20 protein-coding genes are annotated in these 23966 nt (G+C 58.2%); 9 read left to right on the forward strand and 11 right to left on the reverse strand.

All coding sequences use genetic code 11. The features are described from left to right. Positions 1 to 15 precede the first annotated feature (15 nt). Complete coding sequence (locus GFN93_RS04580) at positions 16 to 1182, forward strand: acetyl-CoA C-acetyltransferase (RefSeq protein ID WP_328594247.1); 1167 nt, start codon at positions 16 to 18, stop codon at positions 1180 to 1182. Positions 1183 to 1510: 328 nt separating this feature from the next. Here GFN93_RS04580 and GFN93_RS04585 read toward each other — a convergent pair whose 3' ends face one another. From GFN93_RS04585 to GFN93_RS04600, 4 genes are read right to left on the reverse strand one after another with little or no spacing between them, the layout of a single operon-like run. Continuing rightward, entirely contained in the window at positions 1511 to 2629 is a 1119-nt protein-coding gene (locus tag GFN93_RS04585) for a HupE/UreJ family protein (protein ID WP_153499304.1), read from the reverse strand. Beyond that, entirely contained in the window at positions 2626 to 3759 is a 1134-nt protein-coding gene (locus GFN93_RS04590) for a tetratricopeptide repeat protein (RefSeq protein ID WP_153499307.1), read from the reverse strand. The genes GFN93_RS04585 and GFN93_RS04590 overlap by 4 nt, the downstream gene beginning before the upstream one ends. Positions 3760 to 3796: 37 nt before the next feature. Beyond that, entirely contained in the window at positions 3797 to 4045 is a 249-nt protein-coding gene (locus tag GFN93_RS04595) for a hypothetical protein (RefSeq protein WP_153499308.1), read from the reverse strand. A 12-nt stretch (positions 4046 to 4057) separates the two neighbouring features. Continuing rightward, positions 4058 to 5569 (reverse strand): DUF4331 domain-containing protein, encoded by a 1512-nt coding sequence (locus tag GFN93_RS04600; RefSeq protein WP_235901655.1) that lies wholly within the window; start codon positions 5567 to 5569, stop codon positions 4058 to 4060. A gap of 167 nt (positions 5570 to 5736) precedes the next feature. On the opposite strand from GFN93_RS04600, the gene GFN93_RS04605 reads away from it, so the two are divergent. Both GFN93_RS04605 and GFN93_RS04610 read left to right on the forward strand, forming a co-directional pair. Further along, a complete protein-coding gene (locus tag GFN93_RS04605) occupies positions 5737 to 6282 on the forward strand; it encodes a sigma-70 family RNA polymerase sigma factor (RefSeq protein ID WP_153499310.1) in 546 nt (181 codons plus the stop codon). Next, on the forward strand, positions 6279 to 6971 hold the full coding sequence (locus tag GFN93_RS04610) for an anti-sigma factor (protein WP_153499312.1): 693 nt from the start codon (positions 6279 to 6281) through the stop codon (positions 6969 to 6971). Before GFN93_RS04605 ends, GFN93_RS04610 begins: the two co-directional genes overlap by 4 nt. Before the next feature lie 251 nt (positions 6972 to 7222). Here GFN93_RS04610 and GFN93_RS04615 read toward each other — a convergent pair whose 3' ends face one another. Further along, on the reverse strand, positions 7223 to 9145 hold the full coding sequence (locus tag GFN93_RS04615; protein WP_153499314.1) for an ATP-binding cassette domain-containing protein: 1923 nt from the start codon (positions 9143 to 9145) through the stop codon (positions 7223 to 7225). A 67-nt stretch (positions 9146 to 9212) separates the two neighbouring features. Here GFN93_RS04615 and GFN93_RS04620 point away from each other — a divergent pair, with 67 nt between their 5' ends. Further along, complete coding sequence (locus tag GFN93_RS04620; protein WP_328594249.1) at positions 9213 to 9677, forward strand: TIGR02444 family protein; 465 nt, start codon at positions 9213 to 9215, stop codon at positions 9675 to 9677. A gap of 227 nt (positions 9678 to 9904) precedes the next feature. Next, the gene (gene bioA, locus GFN93_RS04625) at positions 9905 to 11179 is read left to right on the forward strand and encodes an adenosylmethionine--8-amino-7-oxononanoate transaminase (protein WP_153499315.1); all 1275 of its coding nucleotides are present in this window, start codon (positions 9905 to 9907) and stop codon (positions 11177 to 11179) included. A gap of 294 nt (positions 11180 to 11473) precedes the next feature. Here bioA and GFN93_RS04630 read toward each other — a convergent pair whose 3' ends face one another. After that, positions 11474 to 12157: a ParA family protein gene (locus GFN93_RS04630; protein WP_235901657.1), complete on the reverse strand. Its 684-nt coding sequence runs from the start codon at positions 12155 to 12157 to the stop codon at positions 11474 to 11476. A 253-nt stretch (positions 12158 to 12410) separates the two neighbouring features. Between GFN93_RS04630 and GFN93_RS04635 the strand changes: the two genes are divergently transcribed. Both GFN93_RS04635 and GFN93_RS04640 read left to right on the forward strand, forming a co-directional pair. Further along, the gene (locus GFN93_RS04635) at positions 12411 to 12689 is read left to right on the forward strand and encodes a DUF4124 domain-containing protein (RefSeq protein ID WP_153499319.1); all 279 of its coding nucleotides are present in this window, start codon (positions 12411 to 12413) and stop codon (positions 12687 to 12689) included. Between the two features lie 74 nt (positions 12690 to 12763). After that, positions 12764 to 13501, forward strand: a complete 738-nt coding sequence (locus GFN93_RS04640; RefSeq protein ID WP_153499321.1) for an FKBP-type peptidyl-prolyl cis-trans isomerase — start codon at positions 12764 to 12766, stop codon at positions 13499 to 13501. 162 nt (positions 13502 to 13663) lie between these two features. Here the strand turns inward: GFN93_RS04640 and GFN93_RS04645 are convergent, their stop codons facing one another. Further along, positions 13664 to 14056: a hypothetical protein gene (locus GFN93_RS04645; RefSeq protein ID WP_153499323.1), complete on the reverse strand. Its 393-nt coding sequence runs from the start codon at positions 14054 to 14056 to the stop codon at positions 13664 to 13666. Between the two features lie 102 nt (positions 14057 to 14158). After that, on the reverse strand, positions 14159 to 14803 hold the full coding sequence (locus GFN93_RS04650; protein WP_153499325.1) for a TetR/AcrR family transcriptional regulator: 645 nt from the start codon (positions 14801 to 14803) through the stop codon (positions 14159 to 14161). Between the two features lie 89 nt (positions 14804 to 14892). Between GFN93_RS04650 and GFN93_RS04655 the strand changes: the two genes are divergently transcribed. Continuing rightward, positions 14893 to 16044 carry an efflux RND transporter periplasmic adaptor subunit gene (locus tag GFN93_RS04655; protein ID WP_153499327.1) on the forward strand — a complete coding sequence of 384 codons (1152 nt, stop codon included), beginning with the start codon at positions 14893 to 14895 and terminating at the stop codon, positions 16042 to 16044. Between the two features lie 10 nt (positions 16045 to 16054). Then, the gene (locus tag GFN93_RS04660) at positions 16055 to 19117 is read left to right on the forward strand and encodes an efflux RND transporter permease subunit (protein ID WP_153499329.1); all 3063 of its coding nucleotides are present in this window, start codon (positions 16055 to 16057) and stop codon (positions 19115 to 19117) included. 277 nt (positions 19118 to 19394) lie between these two features. Here the strand turns inward: GFN93_RS04660 and GFN93_RS04665 are convergent, their stop codons facing one another. The 3 genes from GFN93_RS04665 to GFN93_RS04675 all read right to left on the reverse strand — a co-directional run bounded on the left by GFN93_RS04665 (position 19395) and on the right by GFN93_RS04675 (position 23719). After that, positions 19395 to 20621 carry an alkaline phosphatase PhoX gene (locus GFN93_RS04665; RefSeq protein ID WP_153499331.1) on the reverse strand — a complete coding sequence of 409 codons (1227 nt, stop codon included), beginning with the start codon at positions 20619 to 20621 and terminating at the stop codon, positions 19395 to 19397. A 344-nt stretch (positions 20622 to 20965) separates the two neighbouring features. Next, positions 20966 to 21343 (reverse strand): cupredoxin domain-containing protein, encoded by a 378-nt coding sequence (locus GFN93_RS04670; RefSeq protein ID WP_153499333.1) that lies wholly within the window; start codon positions 21341 to 21343, stop codon positions 20966 to 20968. Between the two features lie 198 nt (positions 21344 to 21541). Beyond that, positions 21542 to 23719, reverse strand: coding sequence for a hypothetical protein (locus GFN93_RS04675; protein WP_153499335.1), 2178 nt, complete (start codon positions 23717 to 23719; stop codon positions 21542 to 21544). Positions 23720 to 23966 lie beyond the last annotated feature (247 nt).

Below are 23966 nucleotides of genomic sequence, written 5' to 3' on the forward strand. Positions count from 1 at the left end.
TTGAGGAGGCCCAAGGTGGCAGAAGCATATATCGTAGCGGCGGTTCGTACCGCAGGTGGCAAGAAAAACGGTCGTCTGAGCAAGACTCACCCGGCAGATATGGGCGGCAAGGTGATTGATGCCCTGATCGAACGTACCGGTGTTCCGGCGGAGAAAGTGGATGATGTGATCTTCGGCTGTGTCAGCCAAATTGGTCCGCAGACTTTCAACGTGGCGCGGACTTCCATCCTCAGCTCCTGCCTGCCGGAATCCGTGCCGGGTGTCTCCATTGATCGTCAATGCGGCTCGTCTCAGCAAGCCATTCACTTTGCTGCCCAGGCAGTGATGAGTGGCACCCAGGATGTGGTTATTGCTGGTGGGGTGGAGTCCATGAGCCAGGTGCCAATCGGTTCCCCGGTGACCGCGGTAAAGGAAATGGGCAACCCGTTCACCGGTATCATCAGTGAGCGCTACCCCGGTGAGAGCTTCAGCCAGTTCAACGGCGCCGAGCGCATGGCGGCCAAGTATGGTGTGAGCAAGGACGAGCTGGATCAGTTTGCCTATGACTCCCACAAACGCGGTATGGCTGCCACCGAAGCTGGTCGGTTCAAGGAAGAAATCATCCCGATCAGCGTGACTCTGGAAGACGGTTCCCAGGTAGAGCACGTTGTGGATGAAGGTATTCGTTGGGAGGCCGATCTGGCCGCCATCAAGTCCCTGAACCCGCTGGTAGAAGGTGGCTACATCAGTGCGGCCAATGCCAGCCAGATCACCGATGGTGCTTCCGCATTGATGGTTGTGAGTGAGCAGGCGCTGAAAGAATACGGCTTGACTCCGCTGGCGCGTATCCATGCCATGTCCGTTGTTGGTTCCGACCCAACCATGGTGCTGGAAGGACCGATTCCGGCTACCGAGAAAGTGCTGGCGCAGGCAGGTATGACCATTGGTGATATCGATCTGTACGAAGTGAATGAAGCATTTGGTTCCGTGCCGCTGGCATGGATGAAGGCCATCGGTGCGGATTACGACAAACTGAACGTGAATGGTGGCGCCCAGGCGCTGGGGCATCCGCTGGGTGCTACCGGTACCAAGCTGATGGGTACCCTGATCTACGAACTGAAGCGTCGTGGTGGCAAGTATGGGCTGCTGGCGATTTGCGAAGGTCTTGGCACCGCCAACGCGACCATCATTGAAGTGCTGTAAGATCAGTTGAAAGTGAAAAGTTGAAAGCTTAAACGCGGGTGAGGCGGGTGCCAGTCGTCTGAAGACGGGTTCCGCGCCGCGACTTTCAGCTTGATAAAAAGCCGCCCAGGGAAACCGGGGCGGCTTTTTTGTGAGCAGGATGATGTTGGAAGCTATGTGCTATGGAAGGGGCAGGGTGCGAGTAACGAGTTTCGAGTTTCGAAAATCAAAAGCTTTAAAAAAACCTTTTGCCTTCAGCTGTAACGGGTTTTGCTCTTCGAAACTCGAAACTCGAAACTCGAAACTCGAAACTCGAAACTCGAAACTCGAAACTCGAAACTCGGCAACGTTAGCCGAGTCGTTCGATTAGCCAGACCCCGGCCATGAGCATGATGGCGAGAGAGCCCACCGGCACAAAAATGCGCTGGTAAAAATGGGTCTGCCGTAGCAGGTAAGCAATCGGTACGAATACCAGCACGATGGCAGCCTGACCCAGCTCGACACCGAGGTTGAATCCCACCAGAGGGAATAGAATGCCGCTATCCGTCAGGCCCAGGTCGCCGAGCACCGAGGCGAAACCCAATCCATGAATCAGGCCGAACACAAATGCCATGACCCAGCGTTTCGGGAAGAATCGGGGTAACAGATTGGCGACGGCGCCCACCGCTACAGTGGCGGCGATGGCTGACTCCACCAGCCAGGAGGGCAATGAGATGATGCCCAGCGTGGCCAGCCCCAGAGTGAGTGAATGGGTGAGAGTGAATGCCGTCACAATGGCCAGTGTCTGCCCCAGCGCCTTGGTCATGCTGGGGGCGGGTTGCCATCCTCCTCGTCGCCAGACCAGCACCGCAGGAAACAACAGGGTTAACAGAAACAGGATATGGTCGTAACCAATCAGGATGTGATGGACGCCCTGTCCCACAAACCCCTGGAAGGACTGCCAGCGTGAAATGTTGTCGGTGAGGATGCGTTGCTGACGCTGGCTATTGCTGAAGGTGGCCGTGAGTTCCGAGCCATCTTGTTGAAGTCTCAGCAAGCCATGATGATTCGGGTCTTTGTGGAAAAGAAACTGGTAATCCACCTCGAGGCCATCTGGTGAGACTCCGCATTCTCCACGTAACTGCAAAGAAGCATAGGTGCCATCCACGTGATCGCTGGCCTGTAACTGGTCAAGCTGAAGAGTACAGGGGGACGTCTGTTCTCCTGAAATAGCCGTGATGGAAAGAGTGGATAGAACCTGCGATGCAAGATTCGGTATCTGCCGTTGTAGTTCACCCCAGGTAATGGCGCCATCGCGGTTGTCATCCAGTGGCAGGACCAGATGAAGGTCACGCAGGGCAATATCCCAGCGCCCGGAAATGTCGGGGCTGTCAGATCGGGTTTCCAGAATCAGATAACTGTCACTGGGCTTGTGTGCCAGGCACAGCGAGCTGAGCAGGGGCAGCGCTAAAATCAGCAGCCATTTCATCGCTGTTCCTCCTTCGTCCATTGCTGTGCCATAACGTCACGAAGGTTATTTTTGTCCATGAAATCCCGGGCGCCCTGAAGGGTTTGCGGATCGTTTTCTTTTACCGCGCTGGCCAGCAGGATTCGAAGGTCGCTAAGCTCTCTTTGCTCCTGCCAGTTGGCTTGAGCCGCCTGTAAGGCTTGCTGGGGCTGGTCCATCACGGAGAGCAGGAATCTGGCCTGTTCACGGTGATGAATGCTGCGCCCGGCACGCTGGCTGTCCTGCAGGCGCGAGCGGTAGGCTTCCCGCCATCGCGAAGCATCCGGATGCTGGCTGCGTTTGGCGGCCACCGCCAGACGGAGCAGGGCGTTGTCCCTGTCTTGCCAGGACTGCAAACTTGAAATGACGTCTGCATGGGCGCCTTCGCTCAGCCATAAGTCGCTCTGCAGATAGCGTAGGTAGGGGTCGTTTGGAGAGGGCTGAAGAGCTCTCTCCAGATACGAGTGTGCCTCGCTGTTGAGGCCTTGCTGAATCGCCATTTCTGCCAGCAAGGTGTAAATCCATTGGCGTTCACTGCGTTGAAGTGAAAGCTGTTGGTTGTCTTCCAGGCGCAGCAAGGTGCTCCAGGCTTGCTCAAGTTGTCCGGTCATGGACTGAATGCTCGCGAGACAAATAATCACCGTCGTCGGAGGGAGCGATGTGGCTGCACGTTGGCATGACTGGCGTGCGGTATCAAAGCGCCCTTGTATACGGTCAAGATTGGCCAGCATCAACCACGCCTGCCCTTCGTCCGGTCGCTTGTTAAGCAGTTGCGTCAGGCGGAGCCGCGCTTGTGGGAAGGCGTGCTGGTACTGCTCGATTTCTGCCTGCAACAACTGTACGGACGCAGATTGGGTTGATGACAGATACGGGGATAGTGCTGCTTGCGCATAACCAAGAAAACGAGCGTCTTCCCTTGAGCGGGCAGTATCAATCCACTGCCTGGCGTGACGAATTGCGTCAGCTTCGGAGTGGATGGGGGCGGCTTGTCCCAATGCCTGTTCCGCAGGAGACAAACGCACCAGAATCTGGTCGTCAGAGTGGGGAGTATAGGGCGCCGCCCTGGCCAGCCCGCTGAGCAGGCTGGCCAGGACGACAAAAAAACGTGCCATCAGCACAAGGCGATGGCACGTCCCCCGATCCTCGTTATCAGTTTGGCGTATCAAGAACACGGTCATACGCCTGAGGGTTGTTTTGATCGCGATCAATCAAACGGAGATTGTTGATGTTGATTGGGTCACGGTCGTCGCGAGTGTTGGCCAATTGCACCTTCACAAAGGCAGTGTAGTTGATCGCCGCCTGAGCCTGCGGTGGTGGCCGGTCATTGTCGTTGTCGCCGCCACAGGCGCCAAGTGCCAGGGCGGACAACAGCAATGGGGTCAGTTTTAATAAACGCATGGTGCCCTCCTGTTACATCGGTACGTTATTGGCACCCGGCAGCGGGGTGTTGAGGTAGGGGAACACGGTCAGGTAGTCGGCGGCATTCGGCAGGGCGCCATCGGTTACGATTTGCTCAACCTGCGCTGTGTTCTGTGTGCCACAGTTACCAAGCTCACCGCCGGCGGCCTCGCCGTTCAGATCCGCACCGCACAGGAAGCCTTCAGCTGCTGTCAGGGCGATATCGACCACATCATCGATGGGACGGCGTCCATTGGGGAAGCCGGCAAAGTCGCCGCCTGCTACACCAAGATCAATCTGAGATCCTGCCGCAGTGGCCGCGATGCCCGTGTTAAGACGCAGCATTTCGCTGGCCGTTACCATCGGCAACTGGGTTACGCCAGGTACGCCGGTGAGGAACACGGTGACCAGGTCGTTACGCGGCGTTTCCGGTGCAGGCACACCAAACAGGATTTCTACCAGCGCCGGCAATGTCGGGTTGGTCACATAGGTCGCAAACTGGCCATCGTCCTTGGGTTCACTGGCATTGAAGCGATCCTTGTCCTGCAGGCCGATCACGACTTCATTGACCAGCGGACTGCCCAAACGGGATACCTGGGTAAAGGCGCCGCCTTTTACCGCCGGGACCTTGGCATTATCACTGCCTGTGGTGGTCGTGCCTTTCGGGGAGGGATTGATCACCGTGGCCTGGCGAATACTGGCCGTGGTCCAGCCGCCAATCACGGTATTCTCACCGGTCAAACACCCGGTGGGGATCTCCAGTGCCAGGCTGGTCACGTTCTTGTCACCAATGGTGTTGCTGCGGGAATCGCGCTCGCCCAACGGGTTCAGCGCTACCAGGTCAAATACCTCACCCAGGTTAACCACGAAGCCTTCCTGGCGCTGGCCAACAAAGACCTTGCCGGGCATCGGGCAGTCGGGAATGGTGACATCATGGATAAAGCTTTCAGAGTAGGCCTTGTAATCGGTAATGGATTTCGTGCCGATGTTATCGAGAGGCTTGGCGAAGGTTTCGCTGCCGCTGCCCGCATCGGTCAGGCTCTGGGCGTTGCCGGTGCGTCGGTCGCCGGTGATCATCTTCACCGTGTAGGTTTCCAGCACGTTCTGCGCGCTGTTGTCAGCCGCGCTGATGTTGCCAATGTTGATCAACGGTACCGGAACGCTGACGCCATCCACGTCCACCGCCAAATTCTTGCGCTCGGTGTTGAACTGGAACTGGAAGGTAATGTCTTCCTGGGCGTTGCCGGTATTGTCGATGTGAATCTCGTAGATGGCATCGTCATCCAGGGCGAAGTAGTTGGGACCACCGTAGGCATCCTGCAATGGCAGATAGTTGGCAATCAGGGTTACATAGTTGTCCCGGCCCGACTCGTAGCTGTTGAACATGTAGAAATCGGTGCCGTCTACCTTGGGCATGCCGGTAATGAAGGGGGCTTCACGGTGACTTGACGCAAAGGCTCCTGCGCTGGCCAGCACTGCAGCCATGGCGCAGGCGGTGGGGGTGAGGAATGAACGGCGTTGCATGGGGTATCTCCCGGTTTTAGTTCGTTGTGTAGGGAGTTACGACTGCAATGGCCAATTGGATGCAAAAAATTTTTTTGTTTTTTTATGCATCCAGTTCCGCGTTATTCACGTACTACTAACATCGATACTGTCATGACTGGAAGCCTAATCATATTCAGGTTCCGGTTATGAACTGCGATAACGAACGGCTAGTGACGTTGCTGGCGAAATCCGCTCAGGGAGATCGCCACTCGTTCGCCTGCCTGTATCAGCAAACCAGTGCAGCGGTGTATGGCATGTGTGTTCACCTGTTGCGCAGCACTGATGAGGCTCAGGACGTGTTGCAGGAAACCTACATTCAAGTGTGGCATCACGCGGGTGAGTATCACGCGGACCGCGGCACACCGATTACCTGGATGATGTCCATCGGCCGCTATCGCTGCCTGGATGCCCTTCGTCGCCGTCGTCACCATGTGGACTTTGAAACGGTGGAGGCGATCCAGACCAGCGAAGAGCCAGGTCCGATGCAGGAGACAGATGCCCAGCTGGATCGTCAGCGCTTGAGTGACTGTCTCAAGGGGCTGGATGAGCGCTATCGCGCCACCATAGAGATGGCCTACTTCCGGGGCTTTACCCATCAAGAGTTGGCGCTGGCCATGGATCAGCCTCTTGGTACCACCAAAAGCCTGGTGCGCCGGGGGCTGTCTGTGCTCAGACGGTGTCTTGGCTCATGAAGCCGGATAGCTTTGAACGTAACCAGGCCCTGGCTTCGGAGTATGTAGTCGGCACCCTGCAAGGTTCGGCGCGCAAGCGTTTCGAGCACTGGATGATGGAATCGCCGAGATTGCGTCGTCAGGTGTGGTACTGGGAGCGTCGCCTGGAACCTTTCAACAATAGCCTGCCCAAGACGGATCCGCCGGCGGCTATCTGGAACAGTATCGAGCAGCGCCTGTTTGGTGAAAGCACGCAGCCCAGCGAAGAGAAAGGCCTTGGCCTGTGGTTTTGGCGCTGGACAACGGGCCTGGCCCTGGCCGCAGTGTTGGCACTGTTAGTGTGGACGCCGTTGCCACCACAGGTGAACCACAGCATGGTAGCCGTCGTGCAATCTGAGCAGGCACAACCGCTGTGGGTGATGAATGCCTCCACAGCGAATCACAGCCTCACCCTGAAAGCCTTGCCACCGGTGGCCGTTGATGCACAGCAGGATTATGAGCTGTGGTTATTGTCGGAGTCAGGGGTGCCGGTGTCGCTCACCGTACTGCCCACCGAAGGTGCCGAGCTGCGCATCACGCTGAGCAATGAACAGGTGCGGGAATTGCTCAAGAGTCGCTCTCTGGCCATCAGTCTGGAGCCCAAGGGCGGGTCACCTACCGGACAACCCACCGGACCGGTGGTGTATCAGACGCAACTGGTTGAGATGTGACGGTTACACCTGAGGCTCGACGCCAGACGATGAAACATGGTGACGAGTTTTGAGTTTCGAGTTGCGAAAATCAAAAGCGAAAAAGAAAAACCTTTTGCTCTCTGCAGGCCAAGGGTTTGCTCCTCGAAACTCGAAACTCGAAACTCGAAACTCGAAACTCGAAACTCGAAACTCGAAACTCGAAACTCGAAACTCGAAACTCGAAACTCGAAACTCGAAACTCGAAACTCGAAACTCGAAACTCGAAGTGATTATCCCGGCTGGTTCAGCTCTGCTTCTGCCGCCTCGAGAATCTCCATGGCTTCCAGTAGATCGCCTTCCAGCTCATCGTGCTGTTTCTTGAGGCGGGCCTGATCGCCGAGCAATCCATTCATTTCGTTTCTGCGACTGTCATCGGTGTAGAGCGTTTCATCGCCCAGTGCCGCTTCGGTTTTTGCCAGTTTGGTCTCGCATTCGGCGAGCTGCTTTTCCAGTTTGTCCACCTGCTTTTTCAGCGGACGTAGTTGTTCGCGCTTCTGGGCGGCCAGCTGGCGACGGGCCCTGGCATCCAGGCCGTCATCGGCTTTCTCTTCACGAACGGGTTTGCCGTCCTTGCGATTTTGTTGCAACCAGCGCGCGTAGTCGTCCAGATCGCCATCGAAACGCGACACGGCGCCGTTGGCCACCAGCCAGAACTCGTCCACCGTGGTTTCCAGCAGGTGGCGATCGTGGGAGACCATTACCACCGCACCTTCGAAGGCCTGCAGCGCCATGGTCAGCGCTTCGCGCATATCCAGATCCAGGTGGTTGGCTGGTTCATCGAGTACCAGCAGTGCCGGTTTCTGCTGCACGATCATGGCTAGCGCCAGGCGGGCTTTTTCCCCACCGGAAAAACGGCCAATGGGCGCAAACACATCGTCGCCGTGGAAACCGAAGCGGCCCAGCTCGCTGCGCAGTTGGGATTCGCTCCACTTGGGGTGAAAGCGCGACAACATCTGGTAGGCGGTGTCAGTGTGATCCAGCCGGTCCACCTGCTGCTGATGAAAGTAACCGACGATCAGGTCGCCGTCTTTTTCGAAACGTCCTGCCAGTGGCGCAAGCTCACCTACCAGGGTGCGGACCAGCGTCGATTTACCCGCGCCATTGGGGCCCAGCAGACCCAGGCGGGATTCCGGGCGCAGACTCAGGCTGACGTTGCTGAGAATGGCCACAGGACCGTTGTCGTTGTGATAACCGCACTGCACCCCATCCAGATTCTCCATGGGGTTGGGCAGTTTCTCCGGCGTATGGAAATCAAAACTGAAACCGGAATCCACGTGGGCCGGCGCAATCAACTCCAGCTTCTCCAGCGCCTTGACCCGGCTCTGGGCCTGCTTGGCCTTGCTGGCCTTGGCTTTGAATCGGGCAATAAACTTCTGCAGGTGGGCCACCTGAGCCTGTTGCTTGTCGTGCATCTTCTGTTGCAGTGCCAGCTGTTCGGCACGCTGGCGTTCGAAGTCGGAGTAACCGCCACTGTAGTGGTTCAGTTTTTCCCGTTCGATATGCAGGATCTGGTTGACCGTAGCGTCCAGAAAGGCGCGGTCATGGGAAATGACCAGCAGAGCGCCAGGCTGCTGCACCAGATAACTCTGCAGCCACAGGATGGCATCCAGGTCCAGGTGGTTGGTGGGTTCATCGAGCAGCAGCAGGTCGGCATCGCTCATCAATACCTGGGCCAGGTTCAGGCGCATGCGCCAGCCGCCCGAAAAGCTGGAGACGGGTTGTTGCTGCTGGACCTCACTGAAGCCCAATCCCGCCAGCAGGGTGGCGGCCCGGGCTGGCTGCTGCCAGGCATGCAGGGCTTCCAGTTCGCCGTGGGCCACGGCGATAGCGTGGTTGTCCCCGGCGTTTTCAGCGTTAGCCAGTTTTGCCTGAGCCGCCCGTAAGGCCTTGTGACCATCCAGCACATAATCCACGGCCGCCTGCTCGAGTGCAGGCACTTCCTGGGCCATCATGGCCAGGCGCCAGTCGGCAGGGCGGTGGATGTTGCCGCCGTCGCTCTCCAATTCGCCCATGATAAGCTTGAACAGCGAACTCTTGCCGGTGCCGTTACGGCCCACCAGGCCGACGCGCCAGCCCTTGTGCAGGACAAAGTTGGCGTCTTCCAACAGCAGGTCGGGGCCGCGGCGCAGATTGATATGTTCAAGAGAGAGCATGATTCGTGCCCAGTTGGAGTCACAGGAAACCGGCGCAGTGTAAGCCAGCAACCGTATTGGGGGAACCGTGGACGATACCGTGAAACAGGATCTGTGGCGTTATGCGCTATTGCGTTGGCAGGATCGGGATTGCGAACAGGCCTGCCTGCATCTGCAGGATGACTTCCAGGTGCCGGTGTCTTTGCTGCTGTGTGGCCTGTGGCTGGCGGAATGTGGCAAGCAGCCGGATGCGCTGGTGGGACGGCGGATGGCTGAAGTGGCGGAACAGTTTGAAGCTGACTACCTGAGACCATTGCGGGCGGTGCGGCGCAAGGCGGGTGAAGATAGCCGCCTGCCGGAATTCAAGCGCCAGCTGCAGCAGGTGGAGCTGGAGGGGGAGCGCTGGCTGCTGACCACCCTGCCGGCCCTGTGTGACAACCTGCTGCCAGCCGGCGTCCGTGTCGACCCCATGGGCTGGCTGCTGGTGCTGGTACCGGAACTGGCCCAGTGTGAGGAGCTGCAGGCTGCGATGAACAAACTGGTTGCACTGTAGGAGCGTGCGAACAAATCCGTTTCGAGTTGCGAGTAACGAGTTTCGAAAATCCAAACCTCAGGTGTTGGAGGAGGGTTGGGTTTTGCCTTTCGCAACTCGAAACTCGTTACTCGCTACCGCTCGGTTTGTACCTCGAGAAGTGCTCCTGCCGGGCTGTGACCTCGAACTTTGAACTTTCATCCCCCGCCTGCCATCCTTCCCTTCCACGTTTATGCCCGGACGGCCCCATGACCACCGATCTCGACTTCGACCGCGACCACCTCTGGCATCCCTATACCTCTACCTCCAAACCCCTGCCCACCTTTGCCGTGGCCAGTGCCAGAGGCGTGCGGCTGACCCTGGAGGATGGGCGGGAGCTGGTGGATGGCATGTCATCCTGGTGGGCGGCGGTGCATGGCTATAACCACCCGGTATTGAATCAGGCGGCCAAGGAACAGATCGACCGCATGGCCCATGTCATGTTCGGTGGCCTGACTCACGAACCGGCGGTCGCGCTGGGCAAGAAGCTGGTGTCGCTGACCCCGGAGCCGCTACAGAAAGTGTTCCTTGCCGACAGCGGCTCGGTCTCGGTAGAGGTGGCCATCAAAATGGCGCTGCAGTTCTGGCTGAGTCAGGGGCGCACGGGCAAGGACAAGCTGCTGGCCCTGCGTCACGGTTATCACGGCGACACGTTCGGGGCGATGGCCGCATGTGATCCGGTTAATGGCATGCATTCGTTGTTTAGTGGTGTGCTGGCGCAGCATTATTTCGCGCCGGCACCGCAAAGCCCTTTCGAGGGGCCTCTCCATGCAGAGGATGTGGATGCGGTGCGCGCGCTGCTGGAGCAGCATGCGGATGATATCGCGGCGGTGATTCTGGAGCCGGTGGTCCAGGGCGCCGGCGGCATGCGTATCTACAGTCCCGAGTACCTGACAGCAGTGCGTGAGCTGTGCGATGAATTCAGCGTACTGCTGATCTTCGATGAAATTGCCACTGGCTTTGGCCGTACCGGCAAACTGTTTGCCATGGAGCATGCCGGTGTCTGCCCGGACATCCTCTGTCTCGGCAAGGCGATCACCGGTGGCTACATGACGCTGGCGGCGACGCTCTGCACGGATCGCGTGGCGGCCGGGATCTGTGACGGCGAAGCCGGGGTGCTGATGCATGGCCCCACTTTCATGGGCAATCCTCTGGCCTGTGCGGTGGCCAATGCCAGTATCCAGTTGCTGCTGGATTGCGGCTGGCAAGCGCGAGTGGCCGCCATCGAGCAACAGCTGAAAGACGAAGCACTGCCGTTAAAGCAGTTCGACAGCGTGGCGGATACCCGCGTACTGGGCGCCATCGGCGTGATGGAAATGAAAGAACCGGTGGCCATGGAGGAAGTGCAGAAACGCTTCGTGGAGCAGGGCGTCTGGATTCGCCCCTTCGGCAAGTTGGTCTACATCATGCCGCCGTTTGTTATCGAGCCCGCAGACCTGAGCAAGCTCACCACTGCCATGAAGGACCTGGCAGAGCGGAGCTGACAGCTACGAGCGACACTCGACTCGATGGGCAAACCCAAAATAGTTCCCGGGTATTTGGGTTAATGGAAACGCCTTGAAAATCGTCGAGTTCGGCGACCCGCAGGATCTGATGCCCCGGTAGGAACGTAGCGCAGCGGAGTAACGCACGCAGTGCGGCCCGAAGGGTGAGCGAAGCGAATAAAGCCCGCTTGCTGGCCGCAGGGCCTACAGGTGGGGACTGCCTCTGCAAAATGGTCAGGAGCCGGTTCGGCCAACGAGTTGGCTTTCCCACGAAAGTCGGAGCTCAAGCTGCCTTTACCGAAATCCCGGCATGGCCCGAATCAGATGACGCTGCACTTCCAGCCATTCGCCAATCAACCGCCAATGCTGTTTGTCATCAATATGCCGGGAAACGTCGGCATCCATGATGCCCTCACCGTGCGTCATGGCCTGAACATAGGTCTGGGTATCGCGGAGGGTGACCAGGTAGGGAATCTTCAGGCTGGCAAGAAACTGTCTCAATGCTTCGTACATACGGGTGCGGGTGCGCACCCGGTTGGCAATCACGGCCAGACGACGAGGGCGGCGCCGGTAGCTGGGGGTCAGCATCACGTTCTGCAGGAAGCGGGTGGTGGCGCGAATGTCGATGGGGCTGGGCAAGACCGGCACCAGTACGATCTGTGACAGCCGCATAAGATGATCGAGTTGATGGGTATCCAGACCGGCAGGGGAATCGATGATCACAATTTCGGCGGCTTGATCCAGCCGCTGTTGCAGGCGTCCCAACGAAAGAGGTTCGCCGGCGGGCCAGCTCAAGCCGTGGATATAATCGGTCTTGCGGTGTTTTAGCCACTGGGAAGCTGACTGCTGGGGATCCAGGTCCATCAAGGTGACCTGGCGCCCCAGCGCTTCGTAATAGCAGGCCAGATTGGTGGAAATAGTGGTCTTGCCACATCCGCCTTTGCTGTTGGCAACCAGAATAACAGTACGTTTGGCCATGGATGGGGCCTGCTGGTAGGTGTTTGCGCTATTTGTTGGTCTGTTCTGTGCGCTATTCATGCCGTGGGTTGCCAAATATTTCGTATGATTCTACCCCTCGTGGGGGAGGATGCACTCTTGGTAATGAAAAAGGGTGACTCCGCTCACAAGCAACCACACTACCCCATTTGATATGAAAGTGGTGTAAATTGTGTGGCGATTTGCCATTACCGGGGAACCTTGTCGGGTTTCCCTGTCTTAAGGACAGGATGCCATGCGTTACTTTCTGATTCTGATTGTGTTGATCCTGGTGGTGGGTACGGCCATGTTTACCGTACCGATGGAAAACGGCAAACCACTGCTGGATTGGCAGCATGTGGAAGAAAACTGGCAGGATCCGGACAAGCTGATCGATGAAGGCGTGGATGGTCTGGCCGGTAAAACGCAAGAAACGACACTGTATCGCTGGCGTGACCCGCAGGGAAACTGGCAGTATGGCCAGATTCCGCCCCCGGGAGTTGATGCAGAAGAGACAACCATCAAGGCCCGCTAGCCTGGTATGCCGGTTTAATCCGTGCCAGGCAGGGGTAATGAATACACAATAAGATGAGTCCAATTGGAGGCAGAATGAAGAAGTTGGGAATCGTGCTGGTGGGTACTGTACTGCTGGCAGCCTGTGGTCAGGATAAAGCCGAGCTGAAGAGTGACGACCAGAAAGGCTCTTATGCACTGGGTTTTGTTAGTGCCGAGCAAATGCAGCAGCTGGGTGTCCTGGACAAGGAAGCCTTCATGGCTGGCCTCAAGGATGGCCTGCAGGAAAACCCTGAAGGTCAGATGAACGAAGAAGAGCTGCAGGCTGCCCTGCAGGCATTCCAGCAGCGCGTCATGGAAGCGCAGCAGGAAAAAATGAAAGCTGCCATGGAGCAACAGAAGAAAGACATGGAAGAAGCCGGTGCCAAGAACCAGGCTGAAGGCGCTGCATTCCTGGAAGAAAACGCCAAGCGTGATGGCGTAACCGTGACAGACAGCGGCCTGCAGTACGAAGTGCTGGCTTCCGGTGAAGAAGGTGCCAAGTCCCCGACCCTGGATGACACCGTGGAAGTGCACTACCACGGCACCCTGCCGGACGGTACCGTATTCGACAGCTCCGTAGAGCGTGGCAACCCGGCGACCTTTGGTCTCAAGCAGATCATCAAGGGCTGGCAGGAAGTGCTGCCGATGATGAAGGAAGGTGACAAGTGGAAAGTGTTTGTCCCCTCCGAGCTGGGTTATGGCGAGCAGGGCGCAGGCCAGGGCAGTGATATCGGCCCGAACCAGGTGCTGGTCTTCGAGATCGAGCTGCTGGACGTGAAAGGCGACGAGTAATTCTCGTTCGTTGATTCACCCCAAAAAAGGGCGCCATTCAGGCGCCCTTTTTTTACGTCGCTGCGCGAGCATCACGCCAGGGGCAGCATGGAAGGCCCAGGGTGGCGCCCAAAAGAAAACCGGCCATTGGGCCGGTTTTAACGAGGATCATCCGCACCGTTATCAATCGTTCCAGCCACTCACCTTGCCGGAGCAGACCCAGTCCTTGGAGGGCTTGGTAACACCCACCCAGTTATAACTGTAACGCCCATTGGCCTTGTAGGTGCTCCAGCCCTTGGTGCTGCCCGGCAAGATGCCGGAGGCACCACAATCCGCAGAGCCAGAATTGCGCTCGTTACAGAAGCGCGCATAGATGCGTTGGCTGCAGACGTTGCGGTAGGTGACGATGAACTTTCCCTGGGTGTGGGTGCTCCACTTGGTATCGGCCACCACCATACAGGGGCTGCCGGTGTTGCTTAGCCCGTCCCAGCAGGTATCGCTGTCCACCGATGAAGAATAGTCAGCCGCGGCCAGCTGTGAAGACAGCAGGATGGCCATGCCCAGTACCTTTTTCATTGCTCGCTCCCTTTTTCACGATTCCCGATCGTTATCTGACATCCGCAGACTATCGAAAACGCTGCAAGGGTGCGTCACCCAAATAGGGTATCGCCGCGCTGATCAGATGGATTGATCGACGCCGTAGGCGCGCAGGAACATGTCGACCGCCTGCTCGACATGGGGCTGGGCTTCAGCGGCGGTCATGGGCTCGCGGTAGCCGATCCGGATACGGAAATGCTCGCAGCCTTGCAGCAGGGCAAAGAAGTTCTCCGCACCGCGTTTGGCATCCTGAATATTCAGCAGGCCTGCCTGGATGGCATGACGGATCAGGCCCTCCATGGCGGTTAAGGTGCGTTGTGGGCCGGCCTCGAAAAACAGCCGGGACATTTCCGGATCCTGCGTCGCCATGGTGCACATCAGTCGTTCCAGGGCGATCACTTCCTCGCTGTTGATCAGCCCGGAAAAGGCCAGACCAATTCGGGTAAGGGTGGTACGAATCGGCTGATCCTGATCCAGTTCAAAGATGGGGTCTGGCAGGGTGTTGTGACATTTCGCCTCCACCGCGGAGGAAAATAACGTTTCCTTGTCGCAGAAGTGGCTATAAACAGTGAGCTTTGAGACCCCGGCCTGCTTGGCGACTGCATCCATGCTGGTGCCGCTGAACCCGCAGGCCAGAAACAGGGATTTGGCGGCCTCCAGAATGGCGGCACGCTTGGCGGGATCCTTGGGGCGGCCGAGATTGGCCGTGGCGACAGAAGTGCTCATAATTTCAATACTGGACGGTTCAGTTTAGTAAAATTACTATACCGGTGAGTATAGCATACCGGCAAGCTGCCGGAGACGAGGGGACTGTCATGTTGCGTAACACGGTTTTTCCGGCCCTGGTGGCCAGCCTGATTGGCTTGCAGGGGTGCTCTGACCCTGAAAACGGACAGAGTGACGCACCGCGCCCGGCGCTGGTGACCCAGCCGCTTGCCGTGGGTGCTGGCCAGGATGTCTTCCCGGGTGAAGTACGTGCCCGCTCCGAGCCGGAACTGGGGTTCCGCATCGGCGGCAAGATTTCCGAGCGTCTCGTTGATGTGGGCGACCGGGTGAGTCAGGGCACGATCCTGGCACGCCTGGATACCAATGACGTTCGCTTGCAACTGGATGCTGCCCGCGCCCAGATGGCGTCCGCCCAGGCTGACCACAAGCTGGCCGGCAGTGAGCTGGAGCGCTACCGCGAACTGGTGGAGCGCAAGGTGATCAGCCGCTCCCAGTTTGATGCAGTGGAAAGCCGGTTTGATGCCAGCGAGGCCCAGCTTCGCCAGGCGCGCGCCAATCTGAATGTGGCTCGCAACCAGGCCGACTATGCGGCGTTGAAAGCGCCACAGGATGGCGTTGTGGCCCAACGTCTGGCCGAGGCAGGCCAGGTGGTATCGCCGGGTCAGCCGGTGTTCGTGCTGGCCGTTGAAGGTGACCGTGAGGTGCGGATTGATCTGCCCGAGCAGGATGTGGGGCGTATCGCCATTGGTATGCCGGTGGCTATTGAGCTGTGGTCGCGCCCCGGTCAGGTTTTCGCCGGCAAGATTCGCGAGCTTTCCCCCGCTGCGGACCCCCGTTCACGCACCTTTGAAGCCAGGGTGACCTTCGCCAACGATACGGTCGGCGCGGAGCTCGGCCAGTCCGCCCGTGTCTTCGTCAGCGCCGGTAACACCGAGGCGCTGAGCATCCCTCTTTCTGCGCTCACCGCTGAAGGTGAAGAAACCTATGTCTGGGTGGTGGATCCAGCGACCACAAAACTGAAGAAAACCCCCGTGGAAGTGGGGCCTTATCAGGAGCAGGTGGTACCGGTGCTGGCGGGTCTGAACGCCGGAGAATGGGTGGTGGCTGCGGGCACCCATCTGGTACGAGAGGGGCAGAAAATTATTCCTGTAGATCGCCAGAACCGGCAGGTAAACCTGACTGCACCGGCTGCAACCGTGGCTGCGGATCAGACTGACAGCGCTGCTGCGCAAGTGGAATAGGGAGCGCCCCATGTCATTCAACCTGTCCGAATGGGCGCTGAGAAATCGTGCGCTGGTGCTCTACGCCATGCTGCTTCTGGGCGCCCTGGGTGCGGTGTCCTATGCCAACCTGTCGCAGAGTGAAGATCCTCCCTTCACCTTCAAGGTGATGACCATCAATACCCTCTGGCCCGGCGCCAGTGCGGAGGAGGTGTCACGGCAGATCACCGAGCGCATTGAAAAGAAACTCATGGAAACGGGAGACTTTGAGCGCATTCAGTCGTATTCCCGTCCCGGTCAGTCTCTGGTCATGTTTATGGCGCGAGACGAAATGCGATCGGTAGAAATTGGCGACCTCTGGTACCAGGTGCGCAAGAAAATTGGCGACATCCGTCATACCTTGCCCCGTGATGCACTGGGTCCGTTTTTCAACGACGAATTTGGCACCACCTTTGGCAACATCTACGCACTGTCCGGTGACGGTTTTGATTACGCCATCATGAAGGATTACGCCGATCGTCTTCAGTTGGCACTGCAGCGCGTGGACGATGTGGGCAAGGTGGAGCTGATTGGTCTCCAGGATGAAAAAATCTGGATCGAAATCTCCAACACCAAACTGGCCTCATTGGGGATTCCGCTGATCACCGTGCAGCAGGCGCTGCAATCTCAAAACGCGGTGGCGGAGGCGGGTTTCTTTGAAACCCCAACAGATCGCGTGCGCATTCGTGTCTCTGGTGAGTTCACCAGCGTGGAAGATATTCGCAACTTCCCCATTCAGGTGGAAAACCGCACCCTGCGTTTGCAGGACATTGCCGAGGTGTATCGCGGGTTCAGCGATCCCGCCCAGCCGCGCATGCGCTTCATGGGCGAGAATGCCATTGGTATTGCCGTGGCCATGAAAGAGGGCGGCGATATTCTCAGGCTGGGTGAAAATCTGGACAAGGCCTTTGCCGAATTGCAGAAAAGCCTGCCGCTGGGCATGGAACTACGCAAGGTATCGGATCAGCCTGCCGCCGTGGAAGCCGGCGTCGGTGAATTTGTGCAGGTGCTCATTGAAGCGCTGATCATTGTTCTGCTGGTGAGCTTCTTTTCCCTCGGCTGGCGTACCGGGATGGTGGTGGCGCTGTCCATTCCGCTGGTACTGGCCATGACCTTTGCGGGCATGAAGTACTTCGATATCGGCCTGCACAAGATTTCTCTCGGTGCTCTGGTGCTGGCGCTGGGGTTGATGGTGGACGACGCCATCATCGCGGTGGAAATGATGGCCATCAAAATGGAGCAGGGCTTTAGCCGCATCAAGGCGGCGGGCTTTGCCTGGACCAGTACCGCCTTCCCGATGCTCACTGGTACCCTGATTACTGCTGCTGGTTTTCTGCCTATCGCCACGGCCCAGTCCAGTACCGGGGAATACACCCGCTCTATTTTCCAGGTCGTGACGATTTCCCTGCTGGCGTCGTGGATTGCCGCGGTGGTGTTTGTGCCTTATCTGGGCGACAAGCTGTTGCCGAATCTCACCAAACATAAATCCAATGGCGACCTTCACGATCCTTACCAGAAACCGTTTTACCGCAAGTTCCGTGTTTGGGTGGAATGGTGTGTGCGCTACCGCAAGACGGTAATTGGCATGACGGTGGGACTGTTCGTGTTCTCCCTCTTTCTGTTCAAGTTTGTGCCGCAACAGTTTTTCCCGGCGTCCAATCGTCTGGAACTGATGGTGGATCTGAAGCTGGAAGAGGGTGCGTCATTGGACGCCACTCAAGAGCTGGCGCTGCGACTGGAAAGCCAGTTGGGTGAAAACCCGTTGATCGAAAATTACGTGGGCTACATGGGCAGCGGCTCGCCGCGCTTCTATCTTTCCCTCGACCAGAAACTGCCGGCAGCGTCCCAGGCCCAGTTCGTCATTCTTACCCGCAATGTGGAGGAACGGGAAGAAGTGCGTCGCTGGTTGATCACTGTCCTGGATGAACAGTTCCCCACTGTACGCAGCCGGGTTTCCCGTCTTGAGAACGGCCCCCCGGTGGGTTACCCGCTGCAATTCCGGGTATCCGGTGAGCATATCCCTGCAGTGCGCGCGTTGGCTCGCGAGGTGGCGCTCAAGGTGAGTGAAAATCCACACACCCTGAATGTGCACCTGGACTGGGAAGAGCCGAGCAAGGTGGTTCGCCTGAATGTGGACCAGGATCGCGCCCGTACGTTGGGCATTACCACCCAGGATCTGTCCATTGCCTTGCAGGCGTCGTTGTCCGGGGTGGCCGTGAGTCAGTACCGGGAAGATAACGAGTTGATCAATGTGGAAGTCCGCGGCGATCGTCAGGAACGTCATGCCCTGGGGCTGCTGGGTAACCTGGCAGTACAGACCGCGAACGGCCGGGTGCCTCTGAACCAGATCGCCACACTGGAGTATGGCTTCGAGGAAGGCATTATCTGGCATCGGGATCGCCTGCCCACCGTCACCGTGCGTGCGGATATTGAGGATGGAGAACTGCCGGCAACCCTGGTGGGGCAGATCATGCCGACCCTGGCTGAGGTGCAGGCAAAACTGCCGCCAGGCTACTTGCTGGAAGTGGGCGGTACGGTGGAAGAGTCGGCCCGTGGTCAGTCCTCCGTGAACGCGGGCATGCCGCTGTTCATTCTGGTCGTGCTCACGCTGCTGATGCTGCAGCTGCGCAGCATGCCGCTGTCCCTGATGGTGTTCGTTACCGCACCGCTGGGTCTGATTGGCGTCACACTGTTCCTGTTGTTGCTGCAGAAACCGTTCGGCTTTGTGGCCATGCTGGGCACCATCGCCCTGGCCGGTATGATCATGCGCAACGCGGTGATTCTGGTGGATCAGATTGGCCAGGACATGGCGCAAGGGCTCACGGCCTGGGATGCGATCATTGAATCCACCGTGCGGCGCTTCCGTCCCATCGTACTCACCGCATTGACGGCGGTGCTGGCCATGATCCCGCTGTCACGCAGTGTGTTCTTCGGCCCCATGGCGGTTGCCATCATGGGTGGGCTGATTGTGGCCACCGGCCTGACCCTGTTGTTCCTGCCCGCATTGTACGCGGCCTGGTTCCGGGTCAAGGAAGAGCATGCTGAAGCTCCGTAAAGAACGCTGAGTCTGCCGGAAGTATCCGGCTTCCCCTTGCCCCGGCACTTTGCCGGGGCTTTTTTTTATGCCTCGCTGTGGCCACTCGATACGCGGCACGCTTGAACATTGTCGTGGCAGGAGACAGGGGGCTAGCGAGTAACGAGTTTCGAGTTGCGAAAATCAAAAGAATGAAAATAAACCTTCGGCATTCATCCGTAACGGGTTTTGCTCCTCGAAACTCGAAACTCGAAACTCGAAACTCGAAACTCGAAACTCGAAACTCGCGACGGTTTCTTTACAGCTTCACGAAATTTCCAAATGGCCCGCGAATTTCATAGGTGATGCCGAATCCGTTGCCGCCACCAAACAGATCGCTGCCGCGCTGGGAGCTGAAATACAGTCGCTGGCCGTTCGGGCTGAAGGCGGGGCCAGTGATTTCGGAATCCTCCTGGCCGGTAACCTGGAGCAGGGGCGCCACGTCACCCTGCTTGTCGATCACTACTATCTGCATGTCACCACCATCTTCTGCGACAAGCAGGTCGCCCCCACCGGATACGGTCAGGTTGTCCACGCCGGTAAGCACCGGCGTCTCTGCCGTGGCCGCGTCATAGATCACAGTCAGGCGATTCAGGTTGGTGTCCAGCTGCCAGACCTTGTTGTCGCCCTTGGTGGTGAAGTAGACCCGGCCATGGCTGTACCAACAGCCTTCGCCGCCATCAAACGCGGTGCTCTGCGGCAGCTGTTCCCGCGTGGGTGTTTCGAATAGGTTGGGGGTGGCGTTGGGGACGTTTAGCCACGTCACATAGCCCTGATCATCCACGGCGGCGACTTGCAAAACACCCTCATCCAGCTGCAGCGATCCATTGTTGTTCACCCCGGCGGGGATAAAACGATAGAAGCGTCCATCGCTTTCGTCTTCAGTGAGGTAAACCATGTTGAAGACAGGATCGATGGCCGCCGCTTCGTGTTTGAAGAAGCCCAGTCCGCGACGCAGTCTGGCTGGCTGCTGGCCGAAAGGGTCGCACTCATAGACGCGGCCATAATCGGTTTCTTCACAGGACAGCCAGGTCTGCCAGGGTGTGGGGCCGCCCGCGCAATTGAGGTTGGTGCCGTCAAGAATACGATAGGCATCGTTTACCGAGCCATCCGGGTTGAAGCGAATGGCGGATGCGCCACCGCCAAGCAGATTGATGGTTTCACTATTGGAGACATACACCCAGCCGCCGTCGGCGGCTGCAAAGGTTGCCCCGCCATCCGGGTAGCTGTGCCAGTGATAGGCGGTGCGATTCCAGAAGCTGCGGCGAACCCGCTGCCCTGCGGCAGCAATGATGCGCGAGGTAAAACCTTCAGGAAGACGAATGCCATTGCTGTCGGGGGGCAGCAGTGGACCCACGTCGGCCAGGGTACGTGCAGACAGCGGTTGGCTGAGGGCCAGTAGAGAGGGACCCACCGCCAGTGCGGCCAGGCCGGTGCTGCCTTTTTTCAAAAGATCACGACGAGACAATGAGGCTTTGGTGTTCATCTTCCCTTCCTCCCTGAAAGTGATGAATGCGACAACGGAGGCGGAAGGGTAAAGGGCTGACAAGACAAAAAAGGTGATGCGGTGCATGGCATTACGCCTTGACGCATGAAGCGGATCACGTTTTGGAAAAGTGTCACTGAAGATTCACGGTGACCTACGATTTTCGCATTAGGAATAAGATGCAAAGTTAATCAGGTACGCGCACCCAGAGTATTTCGCTTGGGGGAGGAGCCTCGCGCATCCATTCGCTGCGGCACCAGGTACGCTCAGGCTGCTGAGTCTCCTGCCAAAAACAGGCGAACAGAGGTGACAGCACCGCATTGCCAAGAGGTGAAGTGAACCGTTCAGCGCGGTGCTTTGGGCACAACTATCAGTAACGGTGTTTCCTGCTGCTGATGCTCGGCACGTACACAGCGCAGCTCAAACTTTCCCGCCACATCAAACCGCCAGGGCAGGCTGACACTGCTGCCGGGTTCGCTGAGGCGGGTGTTGGGGTAGTCCTTACGCAGGTCCGGCATCAGACGATGGATCAGGTTCTGGTCGCGCAATGCGGTGGTGTCGCCGAGGGCGAACAGATGCCAGTCGTCACTGCGATTGCTGATCACCAGTGATACGGCGCTGTTAAGAGGGAGGGTGACGGTTTGCGGCTGCCACCGCGTGGAAAATGCCACCCTGGTTTCTGGCAGCAAGCCAGGTTCTCGCAGGGCGGTTCCGGCGGCCATGGGAATCTCGTCGGGTAAAATGCCGTGGCCGTGGCAAACCTCACTGCCCAGCATCAACATTGTGAGAAAACCAAAAAGCCGCACCCATCTACCCCTGAAAAACGTCAGACGCTAATGTGACCCAGATTGCCACGGCGCGCCAGTGTAGAGGAATGGGAAAGGGGCATCACTGTTGGCAGCCAGTAATGCCGATGTACCTCAGGGAAGGAAGCCGCTGTTATCGCCGCTGACCAGGTTAATCTGACGACCGTCACTGAGTCGCAGTGTGGCGGCGCCATCGCTGTGAATGTTGTAGTGGAGGCTGCCGGTCAGGCAGCTGTCTTGCACGTCTACGGTCAGCCGGAACACATTGTCCAGCGAGCCGCTCAGGGTATTGCCGGCCTCGGCGGTACCGCTTTGCGTCAGTGTGCGTTCGGTGCTCACCCAGGGCACCGGGTATTCACCCAGTCCGGTGTCAAAGGTGCGATCAAACAGGGTCTCACCACAGCCATCGCTGTTCAGGTTGATTTGACTGGCTTCCACGGTGCGGTTCTCGATTTCGCTCACCCAGTAAGCCTGATTGTGGAACAGCGCATACTCCGGGTAATCCAGTGCGGGTTCGTAGCGGTACCGCACGGTAGCGGGACGCTGCACCCGTACCCTGTCGCGGCTGTAGTCCGCCATCTTTTGCCATTCATCCAGCTGGATGTAAGTGAGGTGTTCGGCAACAGGGTGCAGGTAAAACACATAATCGGAGTCGCTGTTCACAAAGGCTTCCTGCAGTGCGAGCGCGGTAGTGACATGAACAATCTCGTCGGCACCGCTGTAGGCATGGGTAGTGGGGATGTATTTGAGGTTGCCCACATAATCCACCACATTACCCTGTGCGCCGAGGCTGGATTCTGTCTGCAGTTCCTGGAAGCCGGACAGCAGCGGGGACGTGAGTGTGGCGCCGGTGAGGTCAGAGAGCGATCCCAGTAGCGTGTCTGCCAGCGGGAGATTCAACAGGCTCCCGGTAAAGCCCACCCAGTTGATGCCCGCCGCATAATCCTGGGGATACAGTGCGGCCAGTCGCAGAGTCCCGTAGCCGCCCATGGAATAGCCGCTGAGCATGACGCGATCGGTGTCGATGGCATAGTTGGCGATGACGTCGGCCTGCACATCCCGAACATCCCGTTCGGAAATATCCGAGTAAAAACCCTGTGTGCCACGGCCCAGCGGTGCGGCCAGGATGCGGTTGTTGTCTTCGGCGAAAGACTGCTGGAAGTTCGTCTGATTGATCTGGCTGGCATGGTTGGCCTCACAGCCATGCATGACGATCTGCAACTCATGGGGACCTTCCTGATCTGGCACATAGACGCCGTAGGGCTGGTACTGGCCGAGGTAATGGAAGTACTGCTCGCAAGGGTACTGGGTGTCTCCATGGCGCCCAGGCAGGCCGGTAATGGAGACCCCTTCGCCCGGTGGCAGGGTGTAATCGGAGGTGTAGACCCGCTGCTGGAAACCGGTGACGGCAGGGGCAGGGCGGTTCACGCGAGCACGAAGATCAGCGAGGGAAACCTGCTCACCGAATTCACTGATGTCACCGGTAGCAAGTACGCGGGCCTGGTTGTCTTCCCAGAAGTTGCCTGCATCAGGCAGGATCTGATCGGGCACGGCACCGGCGCGAGCCGATTCGTGCGGGCCACGGAACGCCACGTTCATCACCGTGCCATCGGCCTGGGCCACCACCGCCTGAATACGCCACTCCGGAGTTTCCGGTACCGGGAAGGTGCCGCTGATGATGTTGCTGGCCGGATCGCCATCACGGAATACATGCAGCTGCTCCCAGCCATCACTGTGGATGCCAAAGCCCGGCCAGTCGCCACCACCGGTGGCGGGGTCGTTATCCGTATCAATGGCCAGGGCGGCAATGCTGTTGTTTTGATCGTAAAGGGTGTTCAGCTCAAAGCGCACCTGCAGCTCATTACCTTGCAGCGAGAGCATCAGGGAGACCAGGTCGGCGGTGTTCTCCAACCCCTGCGGGTAGGCCTGGTCGCCGGCGGTGGGCGACAGCAGCCCGGGCGTAATGGCGAGCGGAGAATAATGGGTGCCGCCGCGAACCAGCAGATTCATGACCGAAAGCGGATCCAGCCCGGCCAGGCCCGCATCAGCGCCATAATCATCGTAAACATAATCCCGGTAGATCAATGCGCCGTCACACCATTCTGTGGTGCCCGCCACCCAGCTCTTTCTTGTGCAGTCCCGGGGCATGGGGATGGCCGTAAAGGGAACCTCTGTGGTGGGGGTGGCATTCGCAGCGGGAGAGCTGTCTGCGGAGAACGGATTGCTGCCGCCGCCACCGCAGGCTGTCAGGGAGATCAGCAGCGGGGAGATAAAAAGAAGGCTGTGTTTCATGGTCATGCCCCTGAGTATTGTTGTTATCGGAAAAGGAAACGTTTAGGCGTGAAATGTTAAGGGGGCAGTTGCTTCGCAGCCGTACAGATCGGGCCATTAGCCATTACAGATCTGGGTGATGTGGTGAGATCCTGTTAAAGGTGTAACCGAGTGTTGGTCGTCTGGAGATGACCACTCCGGATCGTTACTCTGGGCAAGCGTTTGATATCGTCCGGGTAAATGCCATCAACCGGGGCGAACCCCGAAT

Origin of the sequence: Alcanivorax sediminis, assembly GCF_009601165.1 — a bacterium.
Classification (GTDB): Bacteria; Pseudomonadota; Gammaproteobacteria; order Pseudomonadales; family Alcanivoracaceae; genus Alcanivorax; species Alcanivorax sediminis.